This window comes from Helicobacter pylori, from assembly GCF_011175115.1.
In the GTDB taxonomy this organism is placed as follows: domain Bacteria; phylum Campylobacterota; class Campylobacteria; order Campylobacterales; family Helicobacteraceae; genus Helicobacter; species Helicobacter pylori_DF.
The window spans coordinates 656,069-672,205 of record NZ_SHOW01000001.1 but is presented as its reverse complement, the minus strand read 5'-3'; the positions used below and the strand labels follow the sequence as shown (position 1 = coordinate 672,205).

Sequence of the window (16,137 nt, the reverse complement as noted above, 5' to 3'; positions counted from 1 at the left end):
CAAGGTTAGTTTCACTTAAGGTTTTTATTCCTAGCGGAACTAAAGCATTCATCCCAAACACTAAAGATATTTGGGATTTCTGCTTGGGTGGTTTAAAAATGTTCGTTGGATTGTGGGACAAAAAGATAGACCCTAGCTTTGGGTATTTGAACGCCCAAAGTCATTTGGTTTTTTCAAACAAGCTCGCTTGCGTAGGCTCTTAAAAAAAATTTTAGTTTTTGCGGATTTTAGTTTTTAGTGGGTTTAGTTTTAGAGAAGCTTGTGGGATAAAGAGTATTGAATGATATTTAGTTTATTTGGCGAGAACAAAAGCCACAAACCTTTAGAGGGTTTATTTTAATGGGTGCGAAAATGCCACGCTAAACAAAATAATGACGCTATAAAACTGAATGAATAAAAAAGTGCAAGCAAGATTAATATCCTGCTTATAACCCCGTATTGCCTTGCCCTTCTTTATTGGCATAATCTTTCAGTTCTTTATAAAGCAAAGATTGCAAGCGCGTGATAGCAAAATTCTTATTCTTTTCATCCACTTCAAGGCTTCTATTCAATACAGGCGTGCCTTGACAATCGCTCGCGCTAACAACCACTCTAATGCGTGTGGTGCCATTAGCGCTGTCTGTGAAAACTTCATTTTTGATTTGATAGAGTTTTTCTTCATCGCTAGGGGTTAGCACTCTGGCATAAGCGCTTATGAGAGCGTTTTTAATCTCTGTATCGCTGTTGTTATCAAAAGTGATTTGCACTTTAGGTTTGAAAGCGTTTTGGTAATAGATTTTTTCATAATTTTCTAACGAACCCACCGGGACAGAATACGCTTTTAAAATCCTTTCTATAGGCATCGCTTTAGCCAATAAATCCCCCATGCTCTTAGATTGTTGTAAAAAAACCCCTTTACAAACTTTAGGCATTAAGGTGGAAAACTGCCCATAAAGAGCGTTATACTTATCCCTTAAACCCTGCAAAAACAAGTTTTGATTAATCCTTACTTTGGTGTAGTAGATCCCTTTTTGCGCTTCTTGATTGACAATTTCTACATTGTTCAATTCCAAGTCATCGGTTTTTAAGTTAATCGTTTGCGAATCACTGGATTTTAACTTATTATCCACACGACTTTTTTGAATATGGATTTGGGAATTAACCACCACGCTAATAGACGCCACTAAATCCGCTAACGCTTTTTGTTTAGAAGCTTCTTTAGAAGTGGCTGAACCACTCCCATAAAGATAGCCTTTTTGGGTGTTTGTTTTGTTATAGACCTTGCTATACCACTTAGGCTCTGCGCTCAAATTGGCACCCATAAAAGCCATAAGGCATGCAAGAATAATCTTTTTCATTATTAATCCTTACTCATTCATTAAAGCGACATGCTTCTTAGTGATTCTTAGAAGCACATAAACTTTATCCGTATCAATAAAAGTGGCCTTTAGCTCACTAGCCTTAATCTCTATTTTATCCCCCTTGAAAACTTCCATCACTTTCTCTAAGGCGTTTTGTCTGGCTGAGGACAAGCTATAGTCCATATCTGAAAGCAATATATCGCTCATCCCACACACTAAAATTTTTTCGTCTTTGGTTTGGGTCTTTTCAATCTGCACTTCTTTTGAGCAATCCCTAGCCCACTTAGGCAAGGACTTCCCCCATACAACCCCCAACACCAAAACAAGCGCAATAGCAAGGTGTTTCATTAAAACCCTACTTTTTAACCATGCCTAACTCTTCGCGCACTTTATCCACAATTTGCTTATCCAAGCCCACTAAAACAAAAACCCTATCTTTACCGACATAGCGGGCAAGCATTTTAGAAGCGATCAATTCCTTATCCACCAATTGAGAAATTTTTTCAGTATCAGTGCCGCTGATGGACCTTTTACCAGAAGCGTCTACCGTTCTGGTTTTTTCATTTTCCAAATCTTTTTGTAAAGTGGATTTTAGATTCGCCGCTAAATTAGCCCTAGCCTTTGCTGTAGCTTGGTTAGTAGAATAATCCACATCATTATTAGTGATCAAATCCTCAGCCCTTCCTAAAAAGACCCCTGAATATTTTTCATACTTCGCCACTTTTTCTAAATCCCCTACTACCCAATCAGGAGCGCCTTTAGTCGCTTCTTTGTAAGCCTTATTGCTTTTACTGATACCTGATTTTGGGGCATGGCTACAACCTACGATCACCATCGCTGCTATCACACTCATCCCTAAAATTTTTTTAACTTGATTTTTCATCGTTCATCCTTTCAAATATAAATTTAAAACATACGCTTATTGCTAGCATTTTTCACAATAGGCTTAACATCGCTCCATACCTCTTCGCCCGTTTTCCTGTTGGTAAGGCTTAGGGTGAAGTCATAGTCTAAGCGCTGCCTAGAACTACTAATAGAGGCTGCGATACTAGATACTTTACCACTTAAAGATAAATCAGCGGCTTTTAAAGTGCCTTTTTCTACAGTGGTGTCTTGATTATACTCTTCGCTCTCTCGTTCTTTTTCGCGCTGTTTCACCATTCGGCTATCCGCTGCAATGCCACTTCCCCCGCTCGCCCTTGTGATATTGAACCTCCCATTAGATCGCAACCGCAACTGCCGCGCAATTTCAGTCGTCAAAAGATTCATGTCCAAATTGGGTTGCGTAGTGTCGTTAATCACATCTGAAACTTCAATCAAATGCTTGCCCTTGAGTTGCTCAAAATTAGGGTCGCTAAACATGGAATCTAACATCGCGTTAGCGGTTAGCAATAAATCCGTGCTGTTAATACTTGCAGTCGTATTTTTAGTGGCATCATTCACATTTTGATAAGTTGCCATTTCGCTTGAGCAACCCACCCACAATAAAGTACTCAAAATCACCGAGCTTATAATTTTTAATTTTGTTTTCAATACCATAGTGATAGAAACTCCCTATTCAAAATTTAAAACAGATACTTCCGTTCCTAATTTTAAACTTCTAATCTAAACACACAGTGTTTTTGCGGATTTTAGCATTTTATGTGTCTTTTTTTTCACATTTTACAAGTTTTAGCCCTACAAATTTCACACTTCAAGCATTAATACCACAAATTCGCTCATTTTTAGCTTAATTAAAGGAACTTTTTTAACAAACATGCTGATTTAAAAACGATAAAAAACGATTTTTTGAGATAAAGAAATAACATAAAAGCTATTTGAAGTTAGCCCCCTATCAAAAAGGGGGCTAAAAAAAGGGACTATAGAAAAAAAGACTAAATAAAAAAAGAGTTAAAAGATTTTTAAACTCTTATTTTTACAATAAGGCTCTTTGATAACGCCCTTTATGATGCCCTTTACAATAACGCTTTTAGAGCGTCTTCAATCGGTTTTTGAGAGCTAGGTTCTACAAGCCTTTCACCCACTTCTTTCCCGTTTTTGTAAAAAATCAAAGTAGGGATCTTGCGAATGCCTAAACTCTCTTTTAAATCCTGGCTCTCATCAAAAGAAACCTTAAAAAATTCCACCTTGCCTTTGTAAGTTTTGGCTAAATTTTCCATAATCGGCTCAATCTTCCTGCAATCCGGGCACCAATTCGCCCCCACATTAACCACTACTGCTTGATGAGCGGTTTTTTCTGCGTAATTCTTTCCGTTAATCACTTCTAACATGATAATCCTTATTTTTTATTTCCCCCGACCGCCGAAGTATAGCATAACTCAAGCGCTAATCCCCTTTAGTATTAGCCCTATTAGCCATAAACGCATGCAACTCATTGTATTCTTGGCGGTTTAGAAAACGCATTTTCCCTACCGGCAAGGCATTCAAATTCACAAAACCATAACGAACGCGCCTTAAATCCAACACCCCAGCGTTAAAAAACGCAAAAAAACGCCTCAGTTCTCTGTTTTTCCCCTCATTGATGATGACTCTAAGCTTAGAATATTTGGCATGGTTTTTGATGATTTCATAACCAATAAAGGGGGCAAATTCCATGCTTTTAATGGGGGTTTTTTGGTGCGCTCCCTTAGTGGCGTTTTTTAATTTCAAGCCCTCTTGCATGGCGTTTTCCATCTCTCTTGTAACAAAGCCTTGAATTTTAATGAGATACTCTTTTTCTAAATTCGCATGCATTAAAGCGCTCACCACTGCTTTACTATCGCTTAATAATAACACCCCCTCACTCGCAAAATCCAAACGCCCCACCGGCGCAAAATGGGCGTATTTTTTCTCCAAACTTTCATAAATCACGCGCCGTTTTAAGGGATCGGCTTTACTCACCAATTCGCCCTTTGGCTTGTGATAGATTAGCACGCTGAATTTTTTGTTTTTTAAAGGTTTGATGAGTCGTTTGTCTAAAAACACCTTATCGTTTTCTTTAACCACGCTAGCGAGTTTGGCATGCTCATGGTTGATTTTCACCCGCCCTTCTAAAACCAATTTTTCAGCCTCTCTTCTGGAGTGCTTGGTGTAATGGGCTAAAAACTGGTTGATCCTCAAGCTAAATCCCTCCACTCTAATTCTTTAAAATCGTCCTTAATCTTTTCATTTACCATTAAATCGCTTTGGATTTTGAATTGCTTGTCCTTATCTTTGATGATCAAATACAAGGGGTGTTTGCCCTGGTGTTTTAAAGCGCTCTCTTTGATTTGTCTTAAAAACTCTTTTTTCACATCGTTTTCTAACACGATCGCCAAAGAGCAAGAACTAGAAGCGAGTATTTCCATGGGGGGGATTTCGCGCACATCTTCTTTTTGCTTGTCAGGGTCTTTATAGCGGGCTTTAGGGATTTTAACCTCTTTGGCGCTCTCTAAATCCAAGATTTCAAAAAGCCTTAATCGCGCCACTTCTTCTTGCTCTTCAATCTTGCATTTAAACACTAAAGGCTTATTAATATCCAACTCTTCTAAGGCGTTTAATTGCTTTTCAAAAAGCATGAGTTCAAACTTGCCGTATCGATCCAAAATGTCCGCTGTGCCATAAGGCTTACCGCTTCGTTTGCCAATTTTCTTTTTAACTTCCATGATTTTACCCAGCAAATAAGCTTGCGAGCCAATCTCCAACTCTTCAATATCAATGCTTTTGACTAAATTTTTAAAGCCCTTAATTTCTTCTTTAAACTCGTCTAAGGGGTTGCCTGAAACATGGATTCCTAAAGTTTCATACTCGCATTCTAAAAGCGTTTTAGCGTCATGCTCGCCCAAATCAATCATGTCCAAAACAACCTGCTCTTTAATTCCGCTTTCCATGGCTCCAAAAAGGGAGTTGCCTCCTTGCATCATTTCATTAGCCTTGTCTTTAGCGCGCCCGGCATCGCAGATCAAATCCAAGTTAGCGAGCATGGTTTTTCTAGTGTAGCCTAAATTGTCCAAGCTCCCTGATTTCACTAATGGCTCTAAAGATTTTTTAGTGAGTTTAGAAAAATCCACCCGTGAAATAAAATCTTCCAAACTCTTATAATCCCCTTTAGCCCTTTCTTCAATGATGTTTTTAATCGGCTCACCCCCAACCCCTTTAATCGCCCCCAAACCAAACACGATTTTCTTTTCCAATTCGCCCTTTTGATTTTTAAACTCCGCCACGCTGAAATCTTGCATAGAAGAATTGATGTGCGGAGGCATCACTTCAATCTCTAAAGCCCTAACCTCATCAATATAGCGCGCCACGGATTCAATCTTATTGGATTCGCTAGTGAGCATCGCTGCCATGAACTCATGCTTGTAATAAGTCTTTAAATACGCCGTTTGGAAAGTGATCATCGCATAAGCGGCTGAATGCGATTTGTTGAAGCCATAGCCGGCAAATTTAACGATCAGATCCCACAAATTAGCCGCCTTTTGGCCATCATGCCCTAAATTTTTAGCGCCTTCTACAAACTTAGCCTTATTGTCCGCCATGATTTGAGCGTCTTTTTTCCCCATAGCGCGGCGGATGAGATCCGCTTCACCCAAACTAAAACCGCCGATAGTTTGCACGATTTGCATCACTTGCTCTTGATAGACGATCGTGCCGTAAGTGGGCTTTAAAATCGGCTCTAATTCTTTAAACGCATAAGCGATAGGCTCAACGCCATGCTTTCTATTGACAAAATCATCTACCATGCCTGATTCCATAGGCCCTGGTCTGCCTAGCGCGATAATGGCGATAATGTCTTCAAAACTTGAAGGCCTTAAGCGCTTGTTAAGCCCTTGAAACATCCCGGATTCAATCTGGAATATCCCCACCGTATCCCCACTTTGGATCGTTTTATACACTTTCGGATCGTCCATATCCAACGATAAAAAATCCACGCTAATTTTGTGCTGCGTTTTAATGATTTTAAGCGCATCATCAATCACGGTCAAGGTTTTAAGCCCCAAAAAGTCAAACTTGATCAAATCCACCGGCTCTAAATACTTCATGGAATATTGCGTAACGATACCGCCGGTTTTTTCAGAGGCAAACAAAGGGGTTTTGTACCACAACTCTTTTTGGCTATCCACCACTAAGGCTGCGGCATGCACGCCTGCGTTGCGATTCAAATTCTCTAAATTGAGCGAATACTCCCACACTTGTTTGGCTAATTCATTACTCTCTACTAATTCTTTGATTTTAGGCTCTAATTCCCACGCCCCCTCTATGAACTCACCATTTTTTTCATAGCCCTTAAGCGTGATGCCTAAGCGGTTAGGAATGAGTTTGGCAAAATCATCGGCTTCTTTATAGGGCATGTCCAAAACCCTTGCGACATCTCTGATCACGCCTTTAGCCAACATTTTATTAAAGGTGATGACTTGAGCCACATTGTATTTGCCGTATTTTTCAATCATGTATTCTATGATTTCCTTACGCCGGCGCTGGCAAAAATCCGTATCAATATCAGGCATGCTGACTCGTTCAGGGTTTAAAAACCTTTCAAAGAGCAAATCGTATTTCAAAGGGTCAATATCCGTGATTTTTAAAGCAAAAGCCACCAAACTCCCGGCCGCACTCCCCCTACCAGGCCCCACAGGAATGCCCATTTCTTTAGCGTAACGGATAAAATCCCACACAATCAGCATATACCCTGGGAATTTCATGTTCGTAATGACTTCAATTTCTTTTTCTAGGCGCTCTTGGTATTGATCATGCTTTTCTTTTGGCACTAAAATTAAGCGCTCTTTCAAGCCCTCTCTGGCCTTATGGGCAAAATAAGAAGCGTCATCTTCAAAATCCAGCCCCTCATTTTGAGCGTAAGCTTTAGTGAATTTGAAACTTGGAGGGGTTGGGGGGTTCTTTTTATCGTCTTTTAAATCAATCTCTAAAACGCATTTATCAGCGATTTCTTGGGTGTTTTCTAAGGCTTCTGGAATGTCTGCAAAGAGCTTTGCCATTTCTTCAGGGGATTTAATGTAAAACTCATGCACGGAGTGTTTCAAGCGCCCTTTATCGTTTAGGGTTTTACCCATCGCTACGCACATCGCCACTTCTTGAGCCTTAGCGTCATTGGGCATGGTGTAGTGGGTGTCGTTGGTGGCAATGATTTTTAACCCTGTTTCTAAAGACATTTTAATGACTTGTTCATCAATGAATCGCTGATCCAAAATGCCATGGCGCATGATCTCTAAATAAAAATCGTCTTCAAAAATCTCCTGGTATTCGCAAGCGATTTTTTTGGCTTCATCATAGCCTTTAGCCCCATACTTGCGGTTTCTCTCATTATTGGTATTCAAATGGTAATTGACTTCCCCTTGCAAGCATGCGCTAGAAGCGATAATGCCCTTAGAATGCTCCCTTAAAAGCTTTTTATTGATGCGCGGGAAATAATAAAACCCTTCTAAATACGCCATAGAGCTTAAGAACATCAAATTTTCATAGCCCTCCTGGTTTTTAGCGAACAGGCACAAATGGAAACGCTGCTTGGTTTCTTTGCTAGAGAGGTTGTCATCGTTATGGATATACGCTTCCATGCCGATGATAGGCTTAATGCCTTCTTTTTTCATGCTCGTATAAAAATCAATCGCTCCAAACATGTTCCCATGGTCGGTTACGCTCACGCTTTTCATGCCCAATTCTTTAATGCGTTTGGCTAGAATTTTAATCTTGTTCGCCCCGTCTAAAAGCGAATATTCTGTGTGCAAGTGCAAATGCGTAAAGGCTTTATTCTCTTTCATTGTCTAACCCCTATTTGGATTTAACGCCATTATACCTACCGCTCTTTAAAAAACTCTTTATCGGATCGTTTAGTGGTGAATTATTTTAAAATGGTGGTTATAATAAGAAAGTTTTGTCTTATTTTTAATACTATTTTAGGAGTTCATCATGAAAAAATCCATTTTATTGGGCGTTTGCTTGGCTTTTTCTTGCGTTTATGCTTTAAGCGATATGGATTTGATTAAAAAAGCGAAGGAAAGCCAATTAGAACCCATGCCTATGGGCAAAGCGCTCAAAGAATACCAGATCAAAAAAACCAGAGATGTGGGCATTGGTGCTAAAAACAGCGAAATCATGACCTCCGCTCAAGTGGAATTGGGCAAAATGCTCTATTTTGACCCTAGGATTTCCACTTCCTATCTTGTGTCTTGCAACACATGCCATAATCTGGGCTTAGGCGGGGTGGATCTAATCCCAAGCGCCATAGGCTCTCAATGGAAGAAAAACCCCCACCTTTTAAGCTCCCCAACGGTGTATAACTCCGTGTTTAACGATGTGCAGTTTTGGGACGGTAGGGTTACGCATTTAAACGAACAAGCGCAAGGGCCGATCCAATCTTCTTTTGAAATGGGGGCTGATCCTAAAGTCGTGGTAGAAAAAATCAATTCCATGCCAGGCTATGTCAAACTCTTTAGAAAAGCTTATGGCACTAGAGTCAAAATTGATTTTAAATTGATCGCAGATAGTATCGCTATGTTTGAAGCCACGCTTATCACCCCAAGCCGTTATGATGATTTTTTAAGAGGCAATCCTAAAGCGCTCAGTAAAGCCGAAAAAGAAGGGTTGGATTTATTCATTTCTAAAGGCTGTGTGGCTTGCCATAATGGCATTAATCTTGGGGGAACGATGCAGCCCTTTGGGGTGGTCAAACCTTATAAATTCGCTAATGTGGGCGATTTCAAAGGCGATAAAAACGGGCTTGTGAAAGTGCCTACTTTAAGGAATATCACCGAAACGATGCCTTATTTCCATAACGGGCAATTCTGGGATGTCAAGGATGCGATTAAAGAAATGGGCTCTATCCAGTTAGGCATTGAAATCAGCGATGAAGAAGCGAAAAAAATTGAAACTTTCTTTGAAGCCTTAAAGGGTAAAAAACCTAAAATACTCTATCCAGAACTCCCTGTAATGACAGACAAAACCCCTAAACCCTCTTTTTGATTTTAAAAAGTCCTTTTAGGGGGCTTTTGGTGCTTAAATCTAAAAATATCCAAAACATCTTTTGCGATCAACAATAAAAAAGCCAAAAGCAAGCGATAACCTCTTAAAAAGCGCTTAAAAATTTCTTTTTAATCCCTAATTTAGCGGTTTTAGATTGTTAAAATCAAAAACCCACTTAGGGCGTTTTCAAATAAATTTTCATTTTTTGGTTGTCTAAAATGAGCGTGTCCTTGCCCTTAGTTACCGTAAAATTACCCTTAAAATTCTCCATAAATTCCAATTCAAACGCCATTAAATGCTCATCTTTACACACCTTTCTTGAAATCCCGCTATCTTCAATTCCAATGTGCCTATCGCCCTGCCATACATAGCTAGCAAAATACCGGTTGCAATAGCCTTTGCCATAAATACGATTTTCTTTTTGGTCAAACACAAACTCTCCCATAGAGCTTTTAGGCTTTGGCTTCTTTTTAAAAAGCTCATACCAGCGTTTTCTTTTTTCTTTTTGCTCCTGCTCTTTGGCTTCAATCGCTGTTTTATCTTCAGGCAAAGCGGTATTTAGAGAGGAATCTTGCTCTTCTTCATGCTCTCTAAAAGCGCTATCAGCGAGCATGGTTTCAATGTCATAGACTTGATGGTTCATTTCCACTTTTTGGATATGCCAATCGTTACTAGAAAGTTTTTTATCAAACATTTTTAAAAAAAAACACCCCGAAAAGACACAAGCCGTTAAAACGCTTGCTCCAGCCAATCGTAAATTCAAACAATTCCTCCTTATTTTTTTAATGGGCTTACGCTTTGCGCTTCAATGGCTTTTTTAATCAAAGAAATCGCTTCTTGCATCGCTTGCACGCTTACATGTTGGAGGGATTGTATCGCGCTTTCTTGAAAATCTTGACTGCCATTTTTACTTGTTTTGGTCGTTTTATTTTCCAAGCTAGAAATATTTTCATGCTTAATGATCACTCCAGAATGCGAATCGCCTTTCACGCTAATATCATAGCCTAGCGCAAATTCCGCCCTATAGGTAGAATTTTCTTTTTCTAAAAGAGAAAACGATAAAATCGTAAAACGAACCGCATAAGTGGGCGCGCCCGCGCCATAAGGAGGCAAAGCCACGCCTAAGCATGCTTTTTGCGCTTCTTGCATGAACATGGTTTTTAACATGTTGCGAGGCAAGTCTATCCATTTTTGGTGCTTCCCATGCGTGATCTGCCCGTCTTTGGCTTTAAACACGATCTCTTTAGTGTTGAATAAATCCGCGCTCAAAATGCTAATGAGTCTCACTTCAGTCAAAGGTTTAGGGCATTGCATTATCTCAAAAGAACTCGCATTCAAATCATAAGTTCTGATTTCTGGCAGCATTTGTTTTAAATTAATGCTCAAGCAACCCTGAAGCAATAGGGTGAATGCTGATGAGAGTGAAAAGATTTTTATCGCCGTAGCTCTCATGATTATTTCCTTTCTCCAAAAATCGTTTTATAGGGGTTAGCGTCAAATTTATCTATCAAAGCAGAGCCTTTTTCCACAAAATTATCAATGTTTCTTAGGCTCAACTGCGCTTGCATGATTAAAGGAGTGAACATCGCTTTAAAGTCGTATTGCCCCTGTTTGACGCGTTTATCCACATCTAAAGCCACATTATTGACATTAGAGACAAGGTTGTTAGCGTTATTAATCAAAGAATCAAATTGAGTCTTTCTTGAATCCAAGTTAGCGATGAGATCATCTACTGAAGCGAGAATGTGCTTGAATTTTTCCACATTTTCATCGTCTAAAATCCTATTCACATTCCTGATCGCTTTCATCACTTCTTGCACCACTTGATTAGCATCACCGCTCAAGCGATCCATAAGCCCTTCTTTAAAGATTAAAATCCGCTCCCCTTTATCGCCACTACCATAAAATTCTTCATTGTGGCTTTGCTCTAAGGCTAAAAATTTTAACCCCATAAACCCTCTAGAAGAAACCGCCACTTTGGAATCTTTACGGATCTTGACGCTGGATTTAATCATCAAATCCAAACGCACCACCCCCACTTTATCCTTTGCAAAACCCACTTTGATGACATTACCCACTTGAATCCCTTTGTAATTAATGGGCGAGTTGGTCGCAATGCCTCCCAAGTCTTTGTCCGTATAGACCACGTATTCATAATACTTTCCGTCATCTAATCCCAAATGGCCTAGCCATAAAATAAAGCCTACCATGCACACTAAGCATAAAAAGAAGAGCCCGCCGATTAAAGTGTAATTCACATGCCTTTCCAAAATTTCTCTCCTCGTGTTGAATTGAATAAATTGCCTTCATCTAGCCCTTGAGTTTGAGCTTTTTTAATAAAATCTTTTAAATCCCCATTAAATTCTAATAGCCCGTCTTTGAGCATGATAAACCGATCCACGCAATCATGCACGGAGTCCAAATCATGCGTGATCATCACCACCGTAAGCTGTAAGCTCTCTTTGAGCGTCATAATCAGTTCGTCAAATTTGCCCGCGCTATAAGGATCCAGCCCGCTTGTAGGCTCGTCTAAAAATAAGATCTCTGGATTAGTCGCCATAGCCCTTGCTATACCCACGCGCTTTTTCATCCCTCCGCTCAATTCATAGGGGTAAAGGTGGTAAGCCCTAGGGGGCAAACCCACTCTTTCAATCCACATTTTAGAAATTTCTTCAACAATTTTTTTAGAATAAGCGCCGTATTGCTCTAGCATCACGCCCACATTTTCTAAAACGGTTAAAGAGCTATAGAGCGCCCCAAACTGGAAGCAAATCCCACAGCGGTTAAAAATCTTTTGCTGCTCTCTTTCTTTGAGTTTCCATATATCTTCCCCAAAAAGCAACACTTCCCCCTTTGTAGGGCGATTGAGTAAGATCATGCACCTTAAAAGCGTGCTTTTACCGCTCCCTGACCCTCCTAAAATCGCCATCACTTCGCCCTTATGCACGCTAAAACTCACGCCCCTATGGATAATGGTGCTTCCAAAAGCGCTATGGAGATCCTTCACTTCAATTAAGACTTGGTTGTTAGTAGCGTTCATTATATGTTCAACTTAGAAAAGATAATAGAAAAAATAGCGTCTAAGAAAATGATCCAAAATAACGCATTCACAACACTAATGGTGGTCAAGCGCCCAATGCTCTCGGTATCCCCCTTGACTTCAAACCCGCGCATGCACCCCACCATCGCAATCGCAAACCCCCAAAAAGGGGCTTTGACAATCCCTACCAAAAAATGATTCCAACCCACTGTGTCATGCAGTCTGTCTATATAGCTTGGAAAGCCTAAATCCAATTGGTATTTAATCGCAAACATGCCCCCAAGAATGGCGAACGCATCAGCGATAAACACCAATAAAGGCAAAACAATCACTAAGGCTAACACCCTAGGCAACACTAAAAATTCAAAAGGGTTAAAGCCCATGGTTTTCATCGCATCCAATTCTTCAGTGATCTTCATCACCCCAATTTGCGCCGTAAAACTGCTCGCGCTCCTCCCGGCCACCACAAGGGTTAAAATGAAAGGGCCAATCTCTCTTAAAGCGAGTTTGGCCGTCATTTCCACCGACATCAAAGGCGCGCCCAAGTCTTGTAGTTGTAAAGCCCCTTGCAAAGCAACGGCAAACCCCACGATAAACACCGTTAAAATACTCACTGGCAAAACCTTAAACCCGGATTCATTGATATGATAGAGCAAAGGAGTGATGCAAAAGCGTTTGGGGTTGAAAACGCTTTTAATGAAGTAGAATAAAATCATGCCGCAAAAATTGAACGCGTTTAAAAAGGTGTTGTAAGTTTCTACGATACTCTTACCCAATTTAGTGATCATGAGTTCGTATTTTTTGCCCGCTTTTTTAGACTCTAAATCCTCTTCTTTTTCAAGCCAATCTTTAACCACTTTCAAAGCGCATGCGTTATTCTCGCTCACATTGCACAATTCAATGTTTAAAGAACGCTCCTTAACTAAATCAAATAAAAACATGCCAAAAACAAAATCCACTTTTTGGCACCCTGAAAAATCCATTTTTAAAGGCCCTTGATGATCTAATAAATTTTTTTTCAACTCATCTAAACGAAACACGCTCGTTCTAAAATCCCAATCCCCTCTTAAAATCAGCACAGAGTTAGCCCCATCTTTACGCATCTCTAAAAATTTTTGTTTCTCTGTCTTCATTAAAATACATTCTCTCTTAGATTAGGTAAAATCTATTAACAAAATTTTGTTTGTTAAAACGACTATTTTAACACAATGATAAACCAAAAAGTTAAACAATACTCTATTCAATAAAGGATTAATTATTTTTAAAATGTTTAAAAAAATCATTTTTTTGTGCGTTTTTTTGATAGGGGGATTTGTCATTCCACCCCTTGATGCCATGCCTATTTTGCGCAATAAAACCCCCAAAAAAAATTACCAAGAAGCCCATGAAAAGCTCTATAGAAGCATCATTAACCGCCAAAAGCTCACACGTAAAAAAAGCGGGTGGTATTTTTTAGGGGGGGTTGGCGCTGTAGAAGCCATTAAGGACTATCAAGGCAAGGAAATGAAAGATTGGATCGCAACGCTCAATTTAAAAACCGGCGTGCAAAGTTTTTTTAAAAAATACATCGGGATTAGGGGGGTTTTTGCATGGGATCTTGGGTCAGGAAAAGTGAATTATCAAAGCTATAAAGATCCTACCAACTCTTTTTTTACCATGCTTGCGGTGGGTTTGGATGTGATCATGGAATTTCCTCTAGGGAGTTATAAGCATTATTTAGGGGCGTTTGGGGGGGCTAGGGGGGCTTTAGTCGTTTATACAGACAAGCAAAATTTCAAGTTTTTTAAACATTCTGTGGTTTCAGGGGGATTAGCGATTAGTGGGGGGGTCATGCTCACGCTTTTTTTAAGGCACCGCATTGAATTAGGGTTTAAGATCTTACCCACTGCCAGATTGCTTTCTAGCTCTAGTCGCTTTGAAACTTCGCCCCTATTTTATGCGGCATACAGCTATAAATTTTAACCTTTTAGCCAACTTCAAAAATCCAATCTTTGGGGGCTTCTTGTTCGCCTTGCTGAATGGATAAAAGCAAATCATAGAGTTGTTTAGTAATATTGCCCGGCGCTTCAAAAGAATAAGACTTGTTGTTGTGCGCGATTTCTTTAATGGGCGTAATGATTGCGGCTGTCCCGCACGCTCCGGCTTCTTTAAACGCACCCAACTCATCAATTAAAATTTCCCTCTCTTCTACTTTTAATTTCAAGTATTCTTTAGCCAAAACCATCAAGCTTCTTCTGGTAACGCTTGGCAGAATGCTTGGCGAATGCGGGGTGATAAAGGCACTATCATGCGTGATGCCAAAAAAATTCGCCGCCCCCACTTCTTCAATTTTAGTGTGCGTGGTGGGGTCTAAATAAATGCAATCATCATAGCCTTGCTCTGTGGCCATTTTGTGGGCTAACAGGCTTGCGGCGTAATTCCCCCCCACTTTCACCCCACCGGTGCCTTTAGGCGCGGCTCTATCAAACGCCGTGGTGATAAACCTAGCCCCCCCTTTTTCTATGCCTCCTTTAAAATACGCCCCCACCGGTGCGCAAAACACGATAAAAAGGTATTCATTAGCCGGCTTCACCCCCAAATTATCCCCCACGCCTATGACAAAAGGGCGCAAATACAAACTCGCCCCGCTTTTATAAGGAGCGAGCCATTTTTGATTCGCTTTGACTACTTCAGTGCATGCCCTTAAAAACAGCTCTTCGCTCACTTTGGGCATGAGCAGTCTTTCGCATGAAGTTTGCAAGCGTTTGGCGTTTTCTAAAGGGCGAAAGAGTAAAGCTTTCCCCTTTTGAGAGCGGTAAGCCTTCAAGCCTTCAAAGCAAGCCTGTCCGTAGTGTAAGACCGGTGAGCCTTCGCTGAGCTGCAACACGTTTTCGCTCACCAATCCGCCTTGCGACCACGAGCCGTTTTTATAAGTAGCGATGAAGCGAAAATCCGTTTTAATGTAGCTAAAGCCTAAATTTTTCCAGTCTAAATTTTCTAAATCTGCCATTTCACACCTTTAAATGGATAGTCTCAAGCGTGATTGTATCTAAAAAGGGGTTAAAAATCCCTCAAGTAACTGATCTGAAACGCATAAACTCGGCGCACATCAGCCTGTAAGGTGTATCCCTTTTCGTTGGTAATGGAGAAAAGCCGGTGCGTGATCGTAGGCACTTTAATCCCTAATTCCAAGCTATTGTGTTTAGCGATATGGGTGCGGATCCCAAATTTCCATAAAAACTGGAAATTGGCCGGGCTATAACTGGAATTGCTGTGGTGTTTTACATAACTAGCGATCTCTTTACTGATGCTCGTTGCCCAACTATCCCCAGCTAATTGGATCCCCACGACAAAACCAAAAACCATGTTTTCTTTATTCACAAAATTCCACAGCGTATCCAACCCCACACCATAAGTGAATAAATTAATATAGTATTGCCCTTGATAGGAATCCCTCTCTGTTAAGGTATTCCCACCAAAACTAAAGCTATTGTAAATAAACCCGCTCTCGCCCACCGGGATACCCTTTTTCATCACGCCAAAGCGGTTGTGCGCGTAGTCAAAAAACCCATAATAACGCATGCCAAACCATTTTTTCTTACCAAAAAATTGCTTATAGCCCGCTTCAAAACCCGCTCCTGCATAAGGCGGGAACTTTATCAAAGGTTTTTGCAAGCCGTTTTCATTCACCATTTTAGTCTGATTTTGTATCATACTCACCTGGTAATTGACTCCCACAAAAGCCGCGCTCTCTTCAGCACTCGCCACAACACCCAAAGCCCCTAACAATATAATTCTTTTCAACATTCAGTCTCTTCCCTTTATTCTTTGATAATGACTTTATAT

Annotated in this window: 16 protein-coding genes and 1 pseudogene; 3 read left to right on the top strand and 14 right to left on the bottom strand. The window is 40.3% G+C overall.

Annotated elements, in window-relative coordinates:
• Positions 1-203, top strand: a pseudogene (locus tag EXS92_RS07845) (hypothetical protein); the annotation flags it as partial.
• 222 nt (positions 204-425) lie between these two features.
• Here the strand turns inward: EXS92_RS07845 and EXS92_RS03160 are convergent.
• The 7 genes from EXS92_RS03160 to dnaE all read right to left on the bottom strand — a co-directional run bounded on the left by EXS92_RS03160 (position 426) and on the right by dnaE (position 8,071).
• Entirely contained in the window at positions 426-1,337 is a 912-nt protein-coding gene (locus EXS92_RS03160) for an LPP20 family lipoprotein (protein WP_165515526.1), read from the bottom strand.
• A 9-nt stretch (positions 1,338-1,346) separates the two neighbouring features.
• Positions 1,347-1,688, bottom strand: a complete 342-nt coding sequence (locus EXS92_RS03155) for a hypothetical protein (RefSeq protein WP_000681219.1) — start codon at positions 1,686-1,688, stop codon at positions 1,347-1,349.
• A 7-nt stretch (positions 1,689-1,695) separates the two neighbouring features.
• Positions 1,696-2,223 (bottom strand): LPP20 family lipoprotein, encoded by a 528-nt coding sequence (locus tag EXS92_RS03150; RefSeq protein ID WP_000795968.1) that lies wholly within the window; start codon positions 2,221-2,223, stop codon positions 1,696-1,698.
• 23 nt (positions 2,224-2,246) lie between these two features.
• Entirely contained in the window at positions 2,247-2,879 is a 633-nt protein-coding gene (gene lpoB, locus EXS92_RS03145) for a penicillin-binding protein activator LpoB (protein WP_000243401.1), read from the bottom strand.
• A gap of 416 nt (positions 2,880-3,295) precedes the next feature.
• Entirely contained in the window at positions 3,296-3,610 is a 315-nt protein-coding gene (locus EXS92_RS03140) for a thioredoxin family protein (protein ID WP_165515525.1), read from the bottom strand.
• 55 nt (positions 3,611-3,665) lie between these two features.
• Positions 3,666-4,454 carry a pseudouridine synthase gene (locus tag EXS92_RS03135; RefSeq protein WP_165515524.1) on the bottom strand — a complete coding sequence of 263 codons (789 nt, stop codon included), beginning with the start codon at positions 4,452-4,454 and terminating at the stop codon, positions 3,666-3,668.
• Positions 4,436-8,071, bottom strand: a complete 3,636-nt coding sequence (gene dnaE, locus EXS92_RS03130; RefSeq protein ID WP_165515523.1) for a DNA polymerase III subunit alpha — start codon at positions 8,069-8,071, stop codon at positions 4,436-4,438. Before dnaE ends, EXS92_RS03135 begins: the two co-directional genes overlap by 19 nt.
• Before the next feature lie 148 nt (positions 8,072-8,219).
• Here dnaE and EXS92_RS03125 point away from each other — a divergent pair, with 148 nt between their 5' ends.
• Positions 8,220-9,272, top strand: coding sequence for a cytochrome-c peroxidase (locus tag EXS92_RS03125; RefSeq protein WP_165515522.1), 1,053 nt, complete (start codon positions 8,220-8,222; stop codon positions 9,270-9,272).
• Positions 9,273-9,447: 175 nt separating this feature from the next.
• Here the strand turns inward: EXS92_RS03125 and EXS92_RS03120 are convergent, their stop codons facing one another.
• Genes EXS92_RS03120 through EXS92_RS03100 form a run of 5 tightly spaced genes read right to left on the bottom strand, consistent with a single transcriptional unit; the run spans position 9,448 to position 13,445 of the window.
• The gene (locus tag EXS92_RS03120) at positions 9,448-10,035 is read right to left on the bottom strand and encodes an META domain-containing protein (protein ID WP_001053529.1); all 588 of its coding nucleotides are present in this window, start codon (positions 10,033-10,035) and stop codon (positions 9,448-9,450) included.
• A gap of 11 nt (positions 10,036-10,046) precedes the next feature.
• A complete protein-coding gene (locus EXS92_RS03115; RefSeq protein WP_165515521.1) occupies positions 10,047-10,724 on the bottom strand; it encodes a hypothetical protein in 678 nt (225 codons plus the stop codon).
• 2 nt (positions 10,725-10,726) lie between these two features.
• A complete protein-coding gene (locus EXS92_RS03110) occupies positions 10,727-11,542 on the bottom strand; it encodes an MlaD family protein (protein ID WP_000439506.1) in 816 nt (271 codons plus the stop codon).
• Positions 11,527-12,312, bottom strand: coding sequence for an ABC transporter ATP-binding protein (locus EXS92_RS03105; RefSeq protein ID WP_000994586.1), 786 nt, complete (start codon positions 12,310-12,312; stop codon positions 11,527-11,529). The genes EXS92_RS03110 and EXS92_RS03105 overlap by 16 nt, the downstream gene beginning before the upstream one ends.
• A complete protein-coding gene (locus EXS92_RS03100) occupies positions 12,312-13,445 on the bottom strand; it encodes an ABC transporter permease (RefSeq protein ID WP_165515520.1) in 1,134 nt (377 codons plus the stop codon). Before EXS92_RS03100 ends, EXS92_RS03105 begins: the two co-directional genes overlap by 1 nt.
• Before the next feature lie 133 nt (positions 13,446-13,578).
• Between EXS92_RS03100 and EXS92_RS03095 the strand changes: the two genes are divergently transcribed.
• The gene (locus EXS92_RS03095; RefSeq protein ID WP_000473441.1) at positions 13,579-14,274 is read left to right on the top strand and encodes an outer membrane protein; all 696 of its coding nucleotides are present in this window, start codon (positions 13,579-13,581) and stop codon (positions 14,272-14,274) included.
• Between the two features lie 4 nt (positions 14,275-14,278).
• On the opposite strand, the gene ilvE is transcribed toward EXS92_RS03095, so the two are convergent.
• Both ilvE and EXS92_RS03085 read right to left on the bottom strand, forming a co-directional pair.
• Positions 14,279-15,301 (bottom strand): branched-chain-amino-acid transaminase, encoded by a 1,023-nt coding sequence (ilvE, locus tag EXS92_RS03090; RefSeq protein ID WP_165515519.1) that lies wholly within the window; start codon positions 15,299-15,301, stop codon positions 14,279-14,281.
• A gap of 50 nt (positions 15,302-15,351) precedes the next feature.
• Complete coding sequence (locus EXS92_RS03085; RefSeq protein ID WP_165515518.1) at positions 15,352-16,098, bottom strand: outer membrane protein; 747 nt, start codon at positions 16,096-16,098, stop codon at positions 15,352-15,354.
• Positions 16,099-16,137 lie beyond the last annotated feature (39 nt).

Coding starts and splice junctions, on each gene's coding strand:
- EXS92_RS03160 (WP_165515526.1), bottom strand. CDS start 1,337: ATGAAAAAGATTATTCTTGCATGCCTTATGGCTTTTATGGGTGCCAAT.
- EXS92_RS03155 (WP_000681219.1), bottom strand. CDS start 1,688: ATGAAACACCTTGCTATTGCGCTTGTTTTGGTGTTGGGGGTTGTATGG.
- EXS92_RS03150 (WP_000795968.1), bottom strand. CDS start 2,223: ATGAAAAATCAAGTTAAAAAAATTTTAGGGATGAGTGTGATAGCAGCG.
- lpoB (WP_000243401.1), bottom strand. CDS start 2,879: ATGGTATTGAAAACAAAATTAAAAATTATAAGCTCGGTGATTTTGAGT.
- EXS92_RS03140 (WP_165515525.1), bottom strand. CDS start 3,610: ATGTTAGAAGTGATTAACGGAAAGAATTACGCAGAAAAAACCGCTCAT.
- dnaE (WP_165515523.1), bottom strand. CDS start 8,071: ATGAAAGAGAATAAAGCCTTTACGCATTTGCACTTGCACACAGAATAT.
- EXS92_RS03125 (WP_165515522.1), top strand. CDS start 8,220: ATGAAAAAATCCATTTTATTGGGCGTTTGCTTGGCTTTTTCTTGCGTT.
- EXS92_RS03115 (WP_165515521.1), bottom strand. CDS start 10,724: ATGAGAGCTACGGCGATAAAAATCTTTTCACTCTCATCAGCATTCACC.
- EXS92_RS03105 (WP_000994586.1), bottom strand. CDS start 12,312: ATGAACGCTACTAACAACCAAGTCTTAATTGAAGTGAAGGATCTCCAT.
- EXS92_RS03100 (WP_165515520.1), bottom strand. CDS start 13,445: ATGAAGACAGAGAAACAAAAATTTTTAGAGATGCGTAAAGATGGGGCT.
- EXS92_RS03095 (WP_000473441.1), top strand. CDS start 13,579: ATGTTTAAAAAAATCATTTTTTTGTGCGTTTTTTTGATAGGGGGATTT.
- ilvE (WP_165515519.1), bottom strand. CDS start 15,301: ATGGCAGATTTAGAAAATTTAGACTGGAAAAATTTAGGCTTTAGCTAC.
- EXS92_RS03085 (WP_165515518.1), bottom strand. CDS start 16,098: ATGTTGAAAAGAATTATATTGTTAGGGGCTTTGGGTGTTGTGGCGAGT.